Raw genomic sequence first — 17,648 nt, 5'->3', positions numbered from 1 at the left:
AGTCGGCGGCGACCACTTTGTAGCCGGCAAGCCCAAGCGGCACGGCAAGCGCCCCGGTGCCGCATCCCATATCGAACACGGTTTCCCTGGGCTGGATGCCCGCCAGCTCGATGAACCTGCGTGCGTAAGCGCTGGGTTCGGTGCTGGTGGGGAAGGTGTGGGACCGGGAATCCCAGTAGGTGGGGTCATCGGCCTTGCGGCGCGCCTGTTGCAGCGCCATCCATTCCGCGTTCCAATCGGTGGTGGTGAGTTTCGGGATGAACGGCTGCATGTAGTCGGTGGGTTCGGCGCCGATTTCGTCTGCCGGAACATTTTCGTCGAATGGCTCGGTGGATGCCTGGGCTTGGTCGAGTCGGCTGCTGCTCGTTTGATCGGCGGATGCGGTTGCGGGGTCGAGGTGGGGGCAGCTCGTCTGCTCGAAGGACGAGGCGGGCCCGGGCGTGTTCTTTCCAGCCATTTTGAGCATCCCTTCTGTGAAACGGCCTGGCGGCCGATATATTCGTTAGCACGTATACCTATAGTATCCGATTGCGCGACCGCCAATGCGGCGGATGCGTAATCGTTCTCAGATAAGGAGCATACCATGCACGTAGAGCTGCTCTACCACACCCCTGATCCGGAGCGCGCCATCGCCACGGCGGCGCGCCTGTGCTACGCGCCCGTGGGCGCCGCCGAGCTGATGGAGACCATGCCACCCGAGCGCATTAAGAGCGTGCTCACCACCATCATGTCCTCGGGGCATTTCAGCACCCTCGAGCATGCAAGCTACACGTTCGCCGTCGACGGCGTTTCGCGAGCGCTCACGCATCAGCTGGTGCGCCATCGCATCGCCAGCTTTAATCAGCAAAGCCAGCGTTACGTGAAGTTCAAGGGCGACGTGGCGGTGGTCAAGCCCGAGAGCATTGCGGGCAATGCCGCGGCTTCCGAGGCGTTCGACAAGGCCATCCAGGCTGCGGTTGACGCCTATCATGCGCTGCTCGAGGCGGGCGTGCCCGCCGAGGACGCCCGCTACCTGCTGCCTAATGCCGCGGAGAGCAAGATCGTCATCACCATGAACGTTCGCGAGCTGCTGCACTTCTTCAGCCTGCGCTGCTGCAACCGCGCTCAGTGGGAGATCCGCGATATGGCGCATCGCATGCTGGAACTGGCGCGCCCCACGGCTCCGTTCATCTTCGCCGACGCCGGCGCCCCCTGCGTGCGCGGTACGTGCCCGGAGGGCAAGATGACCTGCGGGAACCCGTATCCGAAGGTCACGCGTGAGTAACGTGGCGAAACCTAAGAGCGACCTTTCGCGCGCGTTTTCCGAGGACGGCGCGCGCAAGACGCACGTGGGCGGCCAGGCGCTGCTCGAGGGCGTGATGATGCGCGGCAAGTATAACTGGGCCGTGGGCGTGCGCGAGCCGGACGGCGGCGTGTACGAGGAATCCCACGACCTGGCAAGCGGCCGCGCGAAGAACGGCTGGATGTACTGGCCGTGCGTGCGCGGGTGCCGCGCCATGGTGGAATCGCTGGTGCTGGGCTACAAGGCGCTCGAGATCGCCGCGCTCCATGCGTTCAGCGAGGACAAGGAGGACGAGGCGGAATCGGCGATGGCGCAGCGGTCAGGAGCGACCGGTTTCGGCGAAGGCGCCGCGAAGGTTGCGGCTTCGGGAGCGGAGGATGCGGCGGAGGCCGAAATCGATGCCCCCTCGCCGCATTCGCCGGCTGATAGCGTCGATGATTGCGCGTCCATGCAATCGAGCGCTTGCGGCTCTGACGGCGAAGCACCCGCGCCCGACTCCGCCGACGCAACGTTCTCCTGGAAGGACGATTTCGGCCGCCCCGATACCATGATCGATGCCTTGGGTGCGCAGCGTTCGCTGGAAGTGGTTTCCGAGCCGGCATCGGCCGACGGCACCTCCGCTGCGGCGGCAAGCGAGCCCGCAGCAAAGTCCGATGGCGATGCGGTGTTCGGCAAGAAGGAAATGGCGTTGTCCATGGTGCTGGGCCTGCTAATGGGCGTGGTGCTGTTCATTGTGGCGCCGGCGTTCATCACCAACCTGCTGGTGGGCGAGTACGATGCGCATACGCTTACCTGGAACATCGTGGACGGCCTTTTGCGCGTGGCCGTGTTCGTGTTCTACATTTGGCTGATTGGGCGCATGAGCGATATCAAGCGCATGTTCGGTTATCACGGCGCTGAGCACAAGACCATCCACTGCTACGAGCACGGGCTGCCGCTCACCCCGGAGAACGCGCGGCAGTTCCCGCGGCTGCACGTGCGCTGCGGCACGGCGTTTCTTATCATGGTGATGATCATCGCCATTTTGGTGTACACGGTCACGCCGCTCAATGCGCTCATCTCGGCGTGGGGCGTGCCCGACGGCGCCCCGAAGCTGGCGCTCGTCATCGTGGCACGTATCGCGCTGATGCCGGTGATTGCAGGCATCAGCTACGAGATCACCGTGCGCTGGGCGGGCAGCCATCCGGAAAACCCGTTGGTGAAGGTGGTGCTGTGGCCGGGCATGCAGATGCAGTACCTGACCACCAACGAACCCGATGACGGCATGCTCGAGTGCGCCATCGCCGCCATGCAGCAGGTGCTCGAGCGCGAGGAGCTCGAGGCGGCGAAGGCCGCCGCCGCGGCTAGAGGCGCTCAAGCGTAGGCGCGACAGGTTTCATAAACGGAAAGAAAAGACCTTCCCAAGATGGTTCTTGGGAAGGTCTTCAAGCGTTGGGTTGCGGTTACTGAAAAGGCTGCGCGCCTTTCGCGTTGCGTCTACTGGTTCGCGCAGGCGATGAGCGGCAGATATTGCTGCGCAGCTGCCGGGACGGCAAGGTCGATGCTTTGGCCGTAAGCGCTTACCGTGACGTAACCAGGGGGGTTGTAGGGGGTAAGCGTGGCGGGGACGCCCGCGGCGGACCCGGACACCGTATTAGTGGGCACGGCGTTGGCGGGTAGGTCGGCCACCTGCCAATCCTTGATGTCGAGGTTTTCAATGCAGGTTTGCACCTGAGAGGACGAGATACCGGTGGCGTTGGCGATGTCCCAGGTGTGGGCCAGAAGCGCATCGGAAACGGCATCTTTGACGCCCGATGCGTCGATAGCGGAGTTCATGGCGGTGGTTTTGACGCTGCTTGCTGCGTTGGCAACCGGGGCTGCCGTGGATGTGGCGGGCAATAACGCGCTTGCGCAGCCTATGCCCACGCAGACGACCAGAATGCTCCCAAGGCAAACTCCCAGTGCTTTTCGTACCATGCGACGCTCCCTTTCCGCCCAATCGGGCGGCCTCCATGTTGCTACGTACGGATAGGATGCCGTCGGTGATGCTGTGATACGGCGATTGCGCTGCGAAGGTGCGGCGGTTCGACGGCTCCTTGATGCTAAGGTTACGCGAAGGCGGGCAGCATGGCCCCAGGTTCTCGAAACCATCGCGGTTCCTTCGCGCGGCGCCGACGAAATCAACACGCATTCTGCAATATCGTGGAATATCGAGTATGCGGCAGGGGGTTTTGCGTCGTTCGGGGCGCCTGCGGGCGGCTCGTGCGGAATCGCAAGCTCATCTTCGCCGTCAATCGTGTATAGTACCCCGTGCGTCGCCCGCGACGTTTCGCCGTGCGGCGCGACTATCCCCGCACACGTAAAACTACGAATGGGGCAACCGTGTGAACGATAGGGCCGCGAGGGCGGCCGGAGCAGGCAAGGAGGGTGCCGCATGAAGCTGGTGGTAACCGAGAAGAACGACGCGGCGACGAAGATCGCGGCGTTGCTGGGCGTGAAAAAGCCCAAGGCCGACAAGGTGTATTCCACGCCGGTGTACCGGTTCGAAGTGGACGGCGAGGAATGGGTGACCATCGGCCTGCGCGGCCATATCCTGGAGCCCGATTTCGCGCCTACGCTTATATATAAGAAGCGCGGCGGCTGGCGCGGCGTCACCGCGGAGGGCGAGGCGATTCCGGCGCAGCTGCCGGCAAGCTTGGCGCGCCCGCCGTTTAAAAAGAAGAAGCCGTTCATCGAGGACGGAGTGGAGCTGAAGGCATGGAAGATGGACGCCTTGCCGTATCTGGTGTACGCGCCCATCGAAAAGCTCCCGAAGGAGAAGGAGATCATCCGCAGCCTGAAGAACCTGGCGAAGAAGGCGGACTCCATCGTCATCGCAACCGACTTCGACCGCGAGGGCGAGCTGATCGGCTCCGATGCGCTGTCATGCATCCAGGAGGTCAATCCGACCGCCCCGGTTTCCCGTGCCCGCTACAGCGCCTTCACCAAAGAGGAGATCACGCATGCCTTCGCCAACCTGGTGGAGCTTGACACGAACCTGGCCTCGGCCGGCGCATCCCGTCAGGACATCGACCTGATCTGGGGCGCGGTGCTCACGCGCTACCTCACGCTGGTGAAGTTCGCCGGCTACGGCAACGTGCGCAGCTCCGGCCGCGTGCAGACGCCTACGCTGGCGCTTATCGTGGCGCGCGAACGCGAGCGCCTGGCGTTCATCCCCGAGGACTACTGGGTGATCAAGGGCGCCTTCGATGCCGGCGCGACGGCAGGCCCCACCGCGGCTGATGGCGAGCTTGCCTTCACGGCGCCGCATGCCACGGCCCGATTCAAGGACGAGGCGGCGGCGAAGGCGGCTATGGCCGCTGTGACCGGCGCGGCAAGCGCCACGGTGGCGGCGGTGGAGAAGCGCACGCGTAAGCAGCAACCGCCTGTGCCGTTCAATACCACCAGCCTCATGGCCGCGGCATCGGCAGAAGGTCTTTCGCCTGCGCGCACCATGCGCATTGCCGAGAGCTTGTACATGGACGGCTACATCTCCTACCCGCGTGTCGACAACACGGTGTATCCCAGCTCACTCGACCTGGCCGAAGTGGTGAAGACCATCTCGGGCAACCCGGCGTACGCCCCGTATTGCCAGCAGCTGCTCGCCGCAGGCGAGCTTCACGCCACGCGTGGCAAGAAGGAGACCACCGACCATCCGCCCATCTACCCCACGGCAAAGGCAACGCCCGACGACCTGGCCCCGGCCGATTACAAGCTGTACAACCTGATCGCGCGCCGATTCCTGGCAACGCTGTCGGATGCTGCCGTGGTGGAGGGTACGAAGGTCACGCTCGAAGTGGGCGGCGAGCACTTCGCCGCCAAGGGCGACGTGCTGGTGACGCCGGGTTATCGCGCCATCTACCCGTACGGCATGAAGAAGGACGAGCAGCTGCCCGCCATGAGCGAGGGTCAGAAGATCGCCTTCAACGGCGCCGAGTGCACCAAGAAGCAGACCGAGCCGCCGGCGCGCTACAGCCAGGGCAAGCTCATCCAGGAGATGGAGAAGCTGGGCCTGGGCACGAAGTCCACGCGTCACAGCATCATCGAGCGCCTGTACACGGTGAAGTACATCCAGAACGACCCCATCGAGCCTAGCCAGCTGGGCATGGCGGTCTGCGACGCCCTTGACAAGTTCGCCCCGCACATTACGCACCCGCAGATGACGGCCGAGCTGGAAGAGGAGATGGACAACATCGCCGAGGGCCGCAACACCAAAGACGCGGTGGTCACCAACAGCCGCAACCTGCTCTCCGAGCAGCTGGCCAACTTGCTGCCGCACTCCGAGGAGGTCAAAGACGCTCTGGCAGATGCCGTGGCGGCCGACGCCTACGTGGGCAAATGTCCCAAATGCGGCAAGGACCTGCAAATCCGCGTGTCCCAGAAGACGCGCGGCATGTTCATCGGCTGCGCCGGCTGGCCGGATTGCGACGTCACCTACCCGCTGCCGAAGGGCAAGGTGGAGTCGCTGCCCGACCCGTGCCCGACATGCGGCATGCCCCAGGTGAAGGTGACGGCGTTCCGATCCAAGCCGCGCACGCTGTGCATCGACCCGAACTGCGAGACGAACAAGGAACCCGACGTGGTGGTGGGCGAGTGCCCGAAGTGCGCCGAGGCCGGCAAGAAGGCCAAGCTCATCGCGCAGAAGAACCCGCGTACCCTGAAGCGCTTTATCCGCTGCGAGAACTACGACGAGTGCGGCGTGGGATATCCGCTGCCGCAGTACGGCGCCATTGCGGCCACCGACGAGGTTTGCGAACACTGCGGCGCGCCCATGGTCATCGTCACCACCGCGCGCGGTCCGTGGAAGCTGTGCCCGAACTTCAGCTGCCCGGGCAAGGAGATCGAGGCCGAGAAGAAGGCCGCGGCCAAGGAGGCCAAGGCTGCCGCGAAGAAGGCGCCGGCGAAGAAGGCCGCCGCCAAAAAGCCCGCGGCGAAGAAAACGGCTGCTAAGAAGACCGCTGCGGCGAAAACCGAGCAGCCGGCGGAATAGCGGCAACATACGGCGAATGCCCTGCTAAATCTGGCATATGACGAGATGGGCCCTGGAACGATGATTCGTTCCAGGGCCCGTTTGCGTTGCTGGGGGTTGTGATGCCGGGGGCAGCAAGCCGGCGCCCTTGCGCCGTGCTGCGCTGAAAAACGCGACGGCTCCGGTGATGAAGGCTTTCCGTCGAAAACGTGCAGCTGGCACGGGCGAGACGCACAGCACAGCGTCCGTCGGGCGGCAAGCCAGCCTAGATCTCCTCGCCTGCCTCGATGGCACGGTACAGGTCGTGGCCAGCTGTGTCGACGGCCACGAACACGGGGAAGTCGTCGAGCATGATGCGGCGCAGCGCCTCGGTGCCCAGGTCGTCCCAGGCCACGGTCTCGCTTGCGGTGACGTGCTTGGCCAGCAGCGCGGCGATGCCGCCGACCGCCGCGAAGTACACGGCGCCGTTTTCCACGCAAGCGTCGATGACGGCCTGGTTGCGCTTGCCCTTGCCGATGCACGCCGCGATGCCGGCCTCCATAAGCTGGGGCGTTGCGAAGTCCATGCGGCTGGCCGTGGTGGGGCCTACGCTGCCGAGCGGGCGGCCGGCAGCGGCGGGGGTGGGGCCGGCGTAGAACAGCGTCTCGCCCGCCAGCCCGAACGGCAGCTCGCCGGTTTGCTCAAGCGCTTCGAGCGCGCGGGCATGGCCGGCGTCGCGCATGGTGTAGCAAGGGCCGGTCAGGCGCACCTCCTGGCCGGCTTTCAGGTTCGCCAGCTGGGATTTGTCCAGTGGCAGGCTCAAGCGTACGGGTTCGCTCATTTCCCCTCACCCCAATCGATCAGCTCGATGGATGCGCTGCGCATGGCCGAGCATCCCATGTTGACGGCCACGGGTAGTGCGGCGATGTGGCACGGCGCGGTTTCCAGATGCACGGCCAGGGCGGTCGCACCGCCGCCGAGGGCGGCCGGGCCGATGCCCGTGGCGTTGATGGCGGCAAGCAGCTCGGCCTCGCGCTCGGCAGCCTGCGTGCTTGCGGCGGGGGTTCCCACCTCGCGCAGCAGCGCATGCTTGGCCAGGCCTGCGACCTTGTCGAACGTGGCGCCCACGCCCACGCCCACGATAAGCGGCGGGCATGCGTTGGCGGCCTTCTCGCGCACGCAGTCGAGCACGACCTTCTTCACGCCCTCCCAGCCGGCGCCGGGCGCGAGCATGACCACGCGGCTTGCGTTGTCCGAGCCGCCGCCTTTGAGCAGCACGTGCAGGGTGGCGCCCCGGCCGGGGCGCAGGGCGATCTCCGCGAAGGCGGGCGTGTTGTCGCCGGTGTTCGTGCGGTCCAGCAGCGCGTCGGCCACGACGCTCATGCGCAGGCGGCCGTCGGCGTAGGCGCGCGCCACGGCGTCGTTGACGCCCGACAGGACGTTGCCGGGGATGAGCAGCTCCTCGCCGACCTCCAGGCGCACCCAGCAGGTGCCGGTGTCCTGGCAGATGGGCACGCCGTCCTCCTGCCCGATGCGGGCGTTTTCCAGCAGGCAGTCCAGCACGGATTGCGCACGCGGCTGCGTCTCGTCGGCGCGAGCCGCCTGCATGGCGGCAAGCACGTCGGGGCGCAGATGCGCGGCGCAGCGGCGCACGGCGCTGTACACGGCGTTGGCGACCGCCTGCGCCGTGAGCGCGCCGGGCTGCGCCGCGGACATGTTCTCGTCTTCCACGTTGTTCCTTTCCTTGGTATCCGTGCCCTTATTGTGCGCCATGCGCCGGCGCCGATGGGCGAACTCCACGCAATCCGGGGATGGCGGGTCGGGCGCATCGTCGCTTCGGGGTGGTCGACGGCTGTCCGGCCCATGGGCGTCAAGGTGCGCCGACTCAAACCCGCCAGGGGTGGACTGGTGGGTGTATTTTGCAACCGACCTGGGGAAATGCGGAACTACACCCACGGCGGGTGTCGGAAGTTAGCCAAGGCTACAGGCACCATGCATCCCAGCGAACGGTCGCCGAGGGGCGTGGCCGGGCGCGGCGGCCCGCTTGTGCGGCGCATCATGCGCCGGCATCGCGGGATCCTCCTTACCGTCGCGCTAGCCTTCACGTCCTCCGCCCGTCGGTCGACCGCCGGATCGACGGGCGGAGGAATCGAAAGGAAAGGAATGCACGTGGAAGCAGTTGCACAGTTCGGCGCGCGCACCAAAGCGGCGCGCGCCAAGCAGAGGACGGGAGGGGAGACGGGCGTCAACTGGCCGATGCTGTTCATCATGTTGGCCGTGGGCGTTGCGCTGTGGCTCTGCCCGGTACCCGCCGGGCTCGATGCGAAGGCCTGGCATATGTTCGCCATCTTCGCCGCCACCATCGTCGGCCTGATCATCAAGCCGCTGCCGATGGGCGCCATCGCCATCATGGCCATCACCGTCAGCGTGCTCACGGGCACGGTCGGTTTGAAGGACGGCCTGTCGGGCTTTTCCAACACCACGATTTGGCTCATCGTCATCGCGTTCTTCATCAGCCGCGGCTTCATCAAAACGGGCCTGGGCAATCGCGTGGCCTACATCTTCGTGGAGAAGTTCGGCAAGAAGACGCTGGGCCTGGCATATTCGCTGATCGCCACCGACTTGGTGCTCTCTCCGGCCATGCCCTCGAACACGGCTCGTGCGGGCGGCATCGTATGGCCCATCGTACAGTCCCTTTCCCATACGTTCGGCAGCCGCGCCGATGATGGCACGGCGGGCCGTATCGGGTCGTTTTTGCACTTGGCGGCGTTTCAGGGCGACATGATCACCTCCGCCATGTTCGTCACCGCCATGGCCGCGAACCCCTTGGCGGTGCAGCTTGCCGCCGACACGGCTGGCGTTGAGATCACCTGGGTGGGCTGGTGCATCGCCGCGCTCGTGCCCGGCCTGGTCGCGTTGATCGTGGTGCCGTTGGTGCTCTACAAGCTCAACCCGCCCGAGGTCAAGGAGACTCCCGACGCTGCCGTGGTCGCCCGCGCGAAGCTCGCCGAGATGGGCCCTGTCACCAGCGCCGAGAAGAAGATGATCTTCGTCTTCGCGCTCATCCTCATCCTGTGGATCGCCGGAAGTGCCATCAACCTCTCCGCAACCACCACCGGCTTCATCGGCTTGTCCGTCCTGCTGCTCACCAACGTGCTCACCTGGGACGACGTGAAGAACGAGAAGGGCGCATGGGACACGCTCGTGTGGTTCTCCGCCTTGGTCATGATGGCGGGGCAGCTAAACACCCTGGGCCTTATCCCGTGGTTCGGCGACCTGATGGCCGGCAGCGTCGGCGGCATGAACTGGGTGGTCGCCCTGCTCATCCTGGCGCTGGCCTACTTCTTCAGCCATTACCTGTTCGCTTCGGCAACCGCCCACGTCACCGCCATGTACGCGGCGTTCCTGACGGTGGCGATCGCCGCGGGCGCGCCTGCGATGCTCACGGCGCTCGTCCTCGGCTTCTTCGGGAACCTGATGGGCTCGCTTACCCACTACGGCGCGGGCCCGGCTCCGATCCTGTTCGGCGCAGGTTATGTGGCTCAGGGCAAATGGTGGGTCATGGGCGCGGTCGTATCGGTGCTCAACATCGTCATCTGGCTGGGCGTCGGCGGCGTGTGGTGGAAGGTGCTCGGCCTGTGGTAGGTCGCGCCGCGACCGCATAACGCCTGGAACAAAACGGGAATGCGGGCCGCCCCGTGCGGCGGCCCTCTAACGAAAGGACATGCCATGAAGGAAATCAACGTTGCCGACATCACCGCAGAGGTGCGACGTCTGTGCATCGAGGCCGCTTGCGACCTGCCCCGCGACGTGGAGAAGCTCATCTGCCAGGCCACCGAGACCGAGGAGAGCGAGTTCGGCACCTACGCGATGGAGAAGATCTGCCGCAACATCAAGATTGCCCGTGAGAACAACGTGCCCATGTGCCAGGACACCGGCATGGTCATCGTGTTCGTGGAGATCGGCCAGGAGGTGCACATCGCCGGCGGCCTGCTCGACGACGCCATCAACGCCGGCGTCGCCGCGGGCTACATCGACGGCTACCTGCGCAAGTCCACGGTGATCGACCCCGTGCTCAACCGCAAGAACGCCGGCGACAACACGCCCGCCATCATCTACACCTCGCTCGTCGCCGGCGACGAGCTGCGCATCACCGTGATGCCGAAGGGCGCCGGCTCGGAGAACATGAGCCAGCTCAAGATGCTCAAGCCCGCCGACGGCCTGGAGGGCGTGAAGCGCTTCATCTTGGACGCCGTGGTCAACGCCGGCGGCAACCCCTGCCCGCCGACGGTGGTGGGCGTGGGCATCGGCGGCAACGCCGATAAGGCCATGCAGCTGTCGAAGGTGGCGCTGCGCCGCGAGGCCGGCGCGCCCAACCCCAACCCCGAGTACGCCGCCATCGAGCGCGAGCTGCTCAAGGAGATCAACAAGTCCGGCGTCGGCCCGCAGGGCTTCGGCGGCCGCAACACCGCGCTGGCCGTGCAGATCGAGACGTATCCCACGCATATCGCCACCATGCCGGTTGCCGTGACGCTGAACTGCCACGCCGCCCGTCACAAGGAAGTCGTCCTGTAGGTTTTCGCATACGATCAAGGAGAAGCAAGTTATGGCACAAGCAAAGAACATCTGCACGCCGCTGACCGATGAGGTGCTGTCCGAACTCAAGTGCGGCGACATGGTCAACATCTCCGGCATCATCTACACCGGTCGCGACGCCGCGCACAAGATCATGGTCGAGATGATCGACGCCGGCGAGCAGCTGCCTGTCGACTGGGATCGCCAGGTCATCTACTACGCCGGCCCCACTCCGGCAAAGCCCGGCCGCGTCATCGGCTCGTGCGGCCCCACCACTTCCGGCCGCATGGACAAGTACAGCCCCGCTATGATGGAGCAGGGCCTGAAGGGCATGATCGGCAAGGGCCCGCGCTCTGCCGAGGTGGTCGAGGCCATGGTGAAGAACAAGGTGGTCTACTTCGCCGCCATCGGCGGCGCTGCGGCGCTCATCGCCGACAGCGTCAAGGAGTGCGAGGTCATCGCGTTCGATGACCTGGGCCCGGAGGCCGTGCGCCGTCTTCGCGTGGAGAACTACCCGTGCATCGTGGTGATCGATGCCGAGGGCAACAACCTGTACGAGCAGGGCGTGGCCAAGTACCGCATGGAGTAGGGGGACGCTAAGGTGAAGACGTACGACGTTGTCATCGTGGGCGCCGGCGGCGCCGGCATGGCGGCCGCGCTAAACGCATCGCGCGGCGGGGACCTGTCCGTGGCGGTGCTCACGAAGGTGTTCCCCACCCGCAGCCATACCGGTGCGGCGCAGGGCGGCATGAACGCGGCGCTCGGCTATCGCGACGAGACGGACACCATCGAGAGCCACTTCTACGACACGGTCAAGGGCAGCGACTTCTTGGCCGACCAGGATGCGGTGGAGTTCTTCGTGTCCGGCATGCCCGAGCTGGTGCTCGAGCTCGAGGGCATGGGCGTGCCGTATTCGCGCGATGAGCAGGGCCGCATCGCGCAGCGCCCCTTCGGCGGCGCAAGCCATCCGCGCTGCTGCTACTCGGCGGACAAGACCGGCCACGTGGTGCTGCACGCGCTGTACGAGAACTGCGTGAAAAACGGCGTGGAGTTTTTGGACGAGCACAACCTGCTCGACATCGCCCAGGTCGACGGGCAGCTGCAAGGCGTCGTGGCCATCGACCTGCGCCGCGGCCGGATCGAGACCTTCCAGGCCAAGGCGGTGGTGATCGCCGCCGGCGGGTTCGGCCGCGTGTACTGGAGCCGAACCACCAACGCCACGAACATGACCGGCGACGGCGTCGCGGCGTGCCTGCGCGCAGGTGTGCCCATCAAGGACCCGGAGTTCGTGCAGTTCCATCCCACGGGCCTGGCGTCCACGGGCGTGCTGCTCTCCGAGGCGTGCCGCGGCGAGGGCGGCTACCTCATCAACAACGAGGGCGAGCGATTCATGGCCCGCTACGCCCCCGAGAAGATGGAGCTGGGCCCGCGCGATTTGGTGGCGCGCTCCATCGAGACCGAGATCAAGGAAGGCCGCGGCTTCGGGCAGGGCATGGGAAGCTACGTGCTCATGGACCTGCGCCATCTGGGCGCCGAGCGCATCATGGAGCGCCTGCCGCAGGTCCGCGAGCTTGCCATGGCGTTCGAGGGCGTGGACATGATCACCGATCCCGTGCCCATCCGCCCTTCGAACCATTACATGATGGGCGGCATCGACGTGGTCGATTTCCGCACCTGCGCCACGGCCGTCGACGGCCTGCATGCGGCGGGCGAGTGCAGCTGCATCAGCGTGCACGGCGCGAACCGCCTGGGCGGTAATTCCGTGTCCGAGGTGGTGTTCTTCGGCAAGCGGGCCGGTATCGGCGCCGCCGAGACGGCGCGCCGCCGCGATTTCGCGGGCACCGACCGCCTCGAGGAGCTGGAGCGCCAATGGGACGAGCGCTTCCACGCCGTGCGCGCCAAGCGCACCGGCGAGTCCATGTTCGCCATCCGCGACCGCATGGCCGAGGCCATGTGGAACGGCGTGGGCATCTTCCGCACCGAGGAGGGCATGGCGGCCGCCGAGGCCGTGGTGGACGAGTGCATGGCCGCCTACGCCGATGCGCGCATCGACGATGACTCCCAGGTGTACAACCAGGCGTTCATGAACTACGTGGAGCTGGGCAACGTGCTGTCCATCGCCAAGACGGTGTGCATGGGCGCCCGCGCCCGCACCGAGAGCCGCGGCTCGCATTCGCGCGAGGACTACCCGGTCCGCGACGACGAGAGGTTCCTGGCGCATACGCTGGTGTCGCTCAGCTCCGATGGCGCCTTCACGCTGGGGTACCGCCCCGTGCGCGTGACCAGGTTCGCGCCCGAGGAAAGGAAGTACTAAATGGCAGACCGCATGATCACTTTCAACGTGCGCCGCTTCGATGGCGAGCGCACGTTCAACCAGGAGTATTCCATTCCCTACGGGAAGAACACGCTCCTGGGCTGCCTCACGAAGATTCGCGAGGAGCAGGATGCCAGCCTGTGCTTCACGAGCGCGTGCCGCCACGCCATCTGCGGCAGCTGCGCCGTTCAGGTCAACGGCAACGCCTTCCTTGCCTGTGAGACGCAGCTCGACACGCTGTTGGAGACGTTCGGGGCCGACGAGCTGTTCCTCGAGCCGCTGAACAACCTGCCGGTCGTGCGCGACCTGGTGGTGAACTTCGACGGCGTCGCCGAGAAGATGCGCAAGGTGGAGGCCTGGATGTGCCCGCACAAGGACCGCAAGGACCACCTGCAGACCCCCGAGCAGTTCCACCTTATCGCCAAGCCCGCCGACTGCGTGCTGTGCGGCAGCTGCATCTCCGAATGCCGCGAGCTGGCCTATGACGACGGCACCTATCTGCCGCCTGCCATGATGAACAAGGCGTACCGCTTCGAGCGCGACAGCCGCGACGGCGATCACGGCAAGCGCGTGCTGGCGGCGCTCGAGAACAACCTGTGGAAGTGCATCCATTGCCAGCAGTGCTCGACGAAGTGCCCCAAGCACATCCCGGTGGCCGAGGAGATCAGCTATCTGCGCCGCCGTGCGCTGTCGATGGGGCAGACCAAGTCCGAGGGCGCGCGCCATGCGTACAGCTTCTACAACGACGTGAAGCGCACGGGCCTGCTCAACGAGACGATGCTGGCCCTGCGCACCGAGGGCATGGTCAAGACGGCGGTGAACCGCACGCCGTTCGCGGTGCGCATGGTGGCGGCCGGCAAGATGAACCCGCTGCACATGCCGCACCCGGTCAAGGGCATCGACGATGTGCGCCGATTGTACGAGTTCGCGGCAAGGCAGCCGCGCGATTGCGACGAGAAGGAGGTGTCCCGTGGCTAAGCATCGCTATGCGTTCTTCCCGGGCTGCACGCTCGAAAGCGCTGCGGGCGAGCTGAAGATCGCCACGCTCAAGACGTGCGAGCGCCTGGGCATCGAGCTTGAGGAGATCGAGGGCTGGACGTGCTGCGGCGCCGCCCAGATCCAGGACATCGACGACTTCCTCGGCGTGGCCGTCAACGCGCGCAACATCGCGCTGGCCGAGGCGGCCGGGTTCGATCGCATCCTCACCGTATGCAACACCTGCACGCTCATGCTTCGCACCGCGAAAAAGCGCCTGGACGAGGACGCGGAGCTGCGCGCGAAGGTCAACGAGGCGCTTGCGGAAAGCGGGCTGGAGTACAAGGGCACGTGCGAGATCACCCATTACCTCTGGGTGCTCGTCGATGAGAGCGAATACGGCTTGAAGGAGTTGTCCCGCCACGTGGTCAACCCGTTGGAGAACCTGTCGGTGGCGAACTTCTACGGCTGCCATATCCTCATGCCGCCCGATGTGATGGGCTTTGAGAACCCGCGCAACCCGCGCTCCATGGAGATGCTGGCCGAGGCGCTCGGGGCGAACAACGTCGACTTCGAGCAGCGCCTGGCGTGCTGCGGGTTCCACAGCATCTACCCGGCCGAGCGCGAGGCTCTGCTCTCCAACGGCGTGAGCTGCCTGACGGCGAAGGACGCCGGCGCGGATTGCCTGGTCACGCCCTGTCCTTTGTGCCATATGGCCATCGATATGTGGCAGGCGGATGCGCAGAAGGGCTACGACGCCGACATCACCATGCCGACGCTGCATCTGCCGCAGCTGGTGGGCTTGGCGCTGGGCTTCACCGCCAAGGAGATGGCGGTGAACCGCCACATGGTCAACGCCACCAAGATGCTCTCCCGGAAGCTGGCGTCCTAGCATGGGCGCGGCCGGGGTGTCGGTGACCGCCGCGGTGCGCGACGCGCGCCGCGGCAGGCCGTTGCGGATGGAAGATCCCCGCACGGGCGAGCTTCTCGATGAGCTGGCCGGCCATATGCGGGACGCGGGCGAGCTGACGGATGCCGGAGAGGTGCGCGCCGACGATGCGGGCCTGGAAGAGGGGCTTGTGCTCGAGCAGAAGGCGAAGCTGGTGCTCCTTGCCGGGGCCGATGCCGCCTATGTGGTCCCGTCCGGTCAGGATTGGGCGCACGATGCGCTCGGCGATGCCGCGATATGTCCGGGGATGCTGTTTTCCGACGGCGAACCGTTTTCGGAAGGCGATGCGTGCGTGACCGGTTATTTCCAGGCCGACGCCGACGGGCGCTGGGCGCGCGTCGAGTCCGGCCGGGCGGCGGCGGGCGCCTCGGGCATCGAGTGGCGCGACGGTCTCGAGGCGTTTCCCGAGGTGGTCGCCCAGCTCGAGGAGTGTATGCACGTGAGCGCGTATCGGCATGTCGCCGAGCAGGCGGCGTTGAAGGATTTAGCCGGCGCGTAACGGATGCCGGGCTTTCAGCATGATAGTATGAGCGGAATCGCGAATCGGCCCCCGGCGCCTTGCGCACCGGGGGCTTGCCGCCGTTCACGCGGTCGCCTTTTTCGGCAGGGAGGATGACGGAGATGGGTTTTTCGGGGGATAACGGAAGCGAATCGGCGCGCGGCGCCGATATGCGCACGACGTTTACGGCGGTGCTGGGCCTTTCGTGCATGTTCGGCGGCATCTGGCTGTCGGACGGGCAGTTGCTCGGCACAGGCGGATCTGAGGCGGGGACGCTTGCGATGCGCGTGTGCACGTGCGTGGTGTACTTCGCGTTCTTCCTGGTAGCGCGGCGGTTCTCCCGTCGCGGGGACGGGGATGTGCGCTGGCTGTTCGGCGTCGCCGCCACGGTCGGCATTATCTTGTTCGCGATCGGCGCGCTGTGCATGCTGCTCGTCATGCCCGGCGTCGAGCGCGGCGGCGCGGCATGGATGGCGTTGGGCGTATTGTCGTTGTTCATGGTGAAGACGATCGGCGCACCGGTGAGCGTGGGGCTGGTGTGCCTGTTCGCCCGGCTTGACGGCGCCATGGTGGTCCGGGCCTGCACGCTGGGCATGCTGGGCGCGTTCGCCCTGTATTCCCTGGCATCGCAGCACCAGGTCAGCGCGGCATTGGGAGCGTACGGCACCGTGGGCGTGGCCGGCGCGCTGCTGTGCATCTCGCTGCTGCTGGCCATGCTCGGCTTCGGCGGCGCGCCCCTCGGGCGCGGGCCCGAAAAGCGCCCTCCCGTTCTGGCCGCGCTTTCCGTGCCCGGCGTGGTGAAGCGCCCCATGGCGAAGGTGGTCACCCCGGGCTTCGTCATCATGCTGGTGTTCTCCGCCATGATGCTGGGCTTTTTGCGCAACGGCTTCACCGACGGCGATTCCCATGGCGACCCCGTGTCGTTCGCGGCGTTGATCTTGCTGCTGGTCGTCGCATTCGCCTGGCGCGGCCTGCGCATCGAGCATGTGTTCTACGGAGCCTTGCTGTGCACGGCGGTCGGCATCTTGCTGGCGCCGTCGGTCGCGTGGGCGCTGCCGGGGCTTGAGCAGGTGATGTGCGGTCTGGGCACGTCGTTGTTCGAGGTGGTGTCGTGGGCGCTTGTGGTGTGGGCGGCGCGAAACAGCATCGAGACGCTCGAGGCGGCGGCGACCATGCGCCTTGCCGCCACGGCGGGTCATCTGCTGGGCACGTTGGTGGTCGCCGCCGGCGTGGTGCTGGCCGCCACGCCGGCCGAGGCGCTGTTCGCCAGCGAGCAGCTCATGGTGTTCGTGTACATGGTGCTTCTGGTGGTGTTGCTGAAGTTCCCGGGATTGCAGGCGCCGTTCGCGGGCGCCGGGGACGTTTCGGAGTACAGCATCGGGACCGCCGGGGCGGGCGATGCGGGTCGTCCTGAACAGGATGCCGGCGATGGCTTGACGGTCGCCGGCACCGCGCCCGACGGCGCAGCCGCCGGTTCGCGAGCCGCCTTGCAGGCCGGCGGCCGTGCGGACGGGGCAGGGGACGACCGGGGTTGCGCGTACGAGGCGGCCGGGCGCGGCGCGACGTCTTCGGCAGGGGTGCCGGTGCCGTTCCTGCCCGATAGCGCCTCATCGCAGTCCGGGCAAGTTCCCATCGACCCGGTTTCCGCGCCTTGCGACACCATCGCGCGCACGTATCGCCTGACGGCGCGCGAGCGCGAGGTCCTGGGGCTTATCGCCCATGGCCGCAACATGCCGTTCATGGAGCAGGAGCTGGTCATCTCGCGCAACACGCTCAAGATGCACATCCGCCATATCTACACGAAGCTCGATGTGCACAGCAAGCAGGAGATCATCGACATGGTCGAGGCCCTCATCGCGCGATGAGGGCCGTCGCCCCCGCGTCGCGCTTGTCGGTGGTCTGCCCCTTAGCGGACCACCAACACGTCGCAGCGGAGGGTGCGCACAAGGTGGGCGCTCACCGAACCCGTCAGGGCGTATCCCAGCTTGCTCAAACCGCGCGATCCGCAAACCACCGTGTCGGGGTCCCAGGGGAGGATGAGCCTGCTTGTGAGGGTCTGCTTCACCGGGCCTGCGGCTACGCATATCT

The 17,648-nt window shown here is 66.2% G+C and carries 15 protein-coding genes and 1 pseudogene; 11 read left to right on the top strand and 5 right to left on the bottom strand.

Features of this window, described 5'->3' with window-relative positions; all coding sequences use genetic code 11:
- Positions 1–457, bottom strand: a pseudogene (locus Q0H50_RS03730) (hypothetical protein); the annotation flags it as partial.
- Between the two features lie 126 nt (positions 458–583).
- On the opposite strand from Q0H50_RS03730, the gene thyX reads away from it, so the two are divergent.
- On the top strand, positions 584–1,264 hold the full coding sequence (gene thyX, locus Q0H50_RS03725; protein ID WP_294419496.1) for an FAD-dependent thymidylate synthase: 681 nt from the start codon (positions 584–586) through the stop codon (positions 1,262–1,264).
- Position 1,265: 1 nt separating this feature from the next.
- Complete coding sequence (locus Q0H50_RS03720) at positions 1,266–2,645, top strand: DUF1385 domain-containing protein (RefSeq protein ID WP_294419495.1); 1,380 nt, start codon at positions 1,266–1,268, stop codon at positions 2,643–2,645.
- A 113-nt stretch (positions 2,646–2,758) separates the two neighbouring features.
- On the opposite strand, the gene Q0H50_RS03715 is transcribed toward Q0H50_RS03720, so the two are convergent.
- Positions 2,759–3,238 carry a hypothetical protein gene (locus Q0H50_RS03715; RefSeq protein ID WP_294419494.1) on the bottom strand — a complete coding sequence of 160 codons (480 nt, stop codon included), beginning with the start codon at positions 3,236–3,238 and terminating at the stop codon, positions 2,759–2,761.
- Between the two features lie 457 nt (positions 3,239–3,695).
- On the opposite strand from Q0H50_RS03715, the gene Q0H50_RS03710 reads away from it, so the two are divergent.
- Positions 3,696–6,290: a DNA topoisomerase I gene (locus tag Q0H50_RS03710; protein ID WP_294419492.1), complete on the top strand. Its 2,595-nt coding sequence runs from the start codon at positions 3,696–3,698 to the stop codon at positions 6,288–6,290.
- Between the two features lie 244 nt (positions 6,291–6,534).
- Here Q0H50_RS03710 and Q0H50_RS03705 read toward each other — a convergent pair whose 3' ends face one another.
- Both Q0H50_RS03705 and Q0H50_RS03700 read right to left on the bottom strand, forming a co-directional pair.
- Complete coding sequence (locus Q0H50_RS03705) at positions 6,535–7,089, bottom strand: FumA C-terminus/TtdB family hydratase beta subunit (protein WP_294419490.1); 555 nt, start codon at positions 7,087–7,089, stop codon at positions 6,535–6,537.
- The gene (locus Q0H50_RS03700) at positions 7,086–7,979 is read right to left on the bottom strand and encodes a fumarate hydratase (protein ID WP_294419487.1); all 894 of its coding nucleotides are present in this window, start codon (positions 7,977–7,979) and stop codon (positions 7,086–7,088) included. Before Q0H50_RS03700 ends, Q0H50_RS03705 begins: the two co-directional genes overlap by 4 nt.
- Before the next feature lie 438 nt (positions 7,980–8,417).
- On the opposite strand from Q0H50_RS03700, the gene Q0H50_RS03695 reads away from it, so the two are divergent.
- The 8 genes from Q0H50_RS03695 to Q0H50_RS03660 all read left to right on the top strand — a co-directional run bounded on the left by Q0H50_RS03695 (position 8,418) and on the right by Q0H50_RS03660 (position 17,425).
- Positions 8,418–9,893: an anion permease gene (locus Q0H50_RS03695; protein ID WP_294419485.1), complete on the top strand. Its 1,476-nt coding sequence runs from the start codon at positions 8,418–8,420 to the stop codon at positions 9,891–9,893.
- Positions 9,894–9,977: 84 nt separating this feature from the next.
- Positions 9,978–10,823 (top strand): fumarate hydratase, encoded by an 846-nt coding sequence (locus tag Q0H50_RS03690; protein WP_294419483.1) that lies wholly within the window; start codon positions 9,978–9,980, stop codon positions 10,821–10,823.
- Positions 10,824–10,854: 31 nt separating this feature from the next.
- Positions 10,855–11,412 carry a Fe-S-containing hydro-lyase gene (locus Q0H50_RS03685; protein ID WP_294361889.1) on the top strand — a complete coding sequence of 186 codons (558 nt, stop codon included), beginning with the start codon at positions 10,855–10,857 and terminating at the stop codon, positions 11,410–11,412.
- Positions 11,413–11,424: 12 nt separating this feature from the next.
- On the top strand, positions 11,425–13,137 hold the full coding sequence (locus tag Q0H50_RS03680; RefSeq protein WP_294419481.1) for an FAD-dependent oxidoreductase: 1,713 nt from the start codon (positions 11,425–11,427) through the stop codon (positions 13,135–13,137).
- A complete protein-coding gene (locus Q0H50_RS03675) occupies positions 13,138–14,115 on the top strand; it encodes a succinate dehydrogenase/fumarate reductase iron-sulfur subunit (RefSeq protein ID WP_294419480.1) in 978 nt (325 codons plus the stop codon).
- The gene (locus Q0H50_RS03670) at positions 14,108–15,004 is read left to right on the top strand and encodes a CoB--CoM heterodisulfide reductase iron-sulfur subunit B family protein (RefSeq protein ID WP_294419477.1); all 897 of its coding nucleotides are present in this window, start codon (positions 14,108–14,110) and stop codon (positions 15,002–15,004) included. Before Q0H50_RS03675 ends, Q0H50_RS03670 begins: the two co-directional genes overlap by 8 nt.
- A gap of 1 nt (position 15,005) precedes the next feature.
- Positions 15,006–15,560 carry a hypothetical protein gene (locus Q0H50_RS03665; RefSeq protein ID WP_294419475.1) on the top strand — a complete coding sequence of 185 codons (555 nt, stop codon included), beginning with the start codon at positions 15,006–15,008 and terminating at the stop codon, positions 15,558–15,560.
- Positions 15,561–15,682: 122 nt separating this feature from the next.
- Entirely contained in the window at positions 15,683–17,425 is a 1,743-nt protein-coding gene (locus tag Q0H50_RS03660) for a helix-turn-helix transcriptional regulator (protein WP_294419473.1), read from the top strand.
- 41 nt (positions 17,426–17,466) lie between these two features.
- Here Q0H50_RS03660 and Q0H50_RS03655 read toward each other — a convergent pair.
- A partial coding sequence (locus Q0H50_RS03655) for a universal stress protein (protein WP_294419471.1) occupies positions 17,467–17,648 on the bottom strand: 182 nt, incomplete at its 5' end.

Source organism: uncultured Senegalimassilia sp., assembly GCF_934632265.1.
Classification (GTDB): domain Bacteria; phylum Actinomycetota; class Coriobacteriia; order Coriobacteriales; family Eggerthellaceae; genus Senegalimassilia.
Note: the sequence above shows the minus strand (reverse complement) of the source record. Positions and strands in the feature narration are given on the sequence as shown.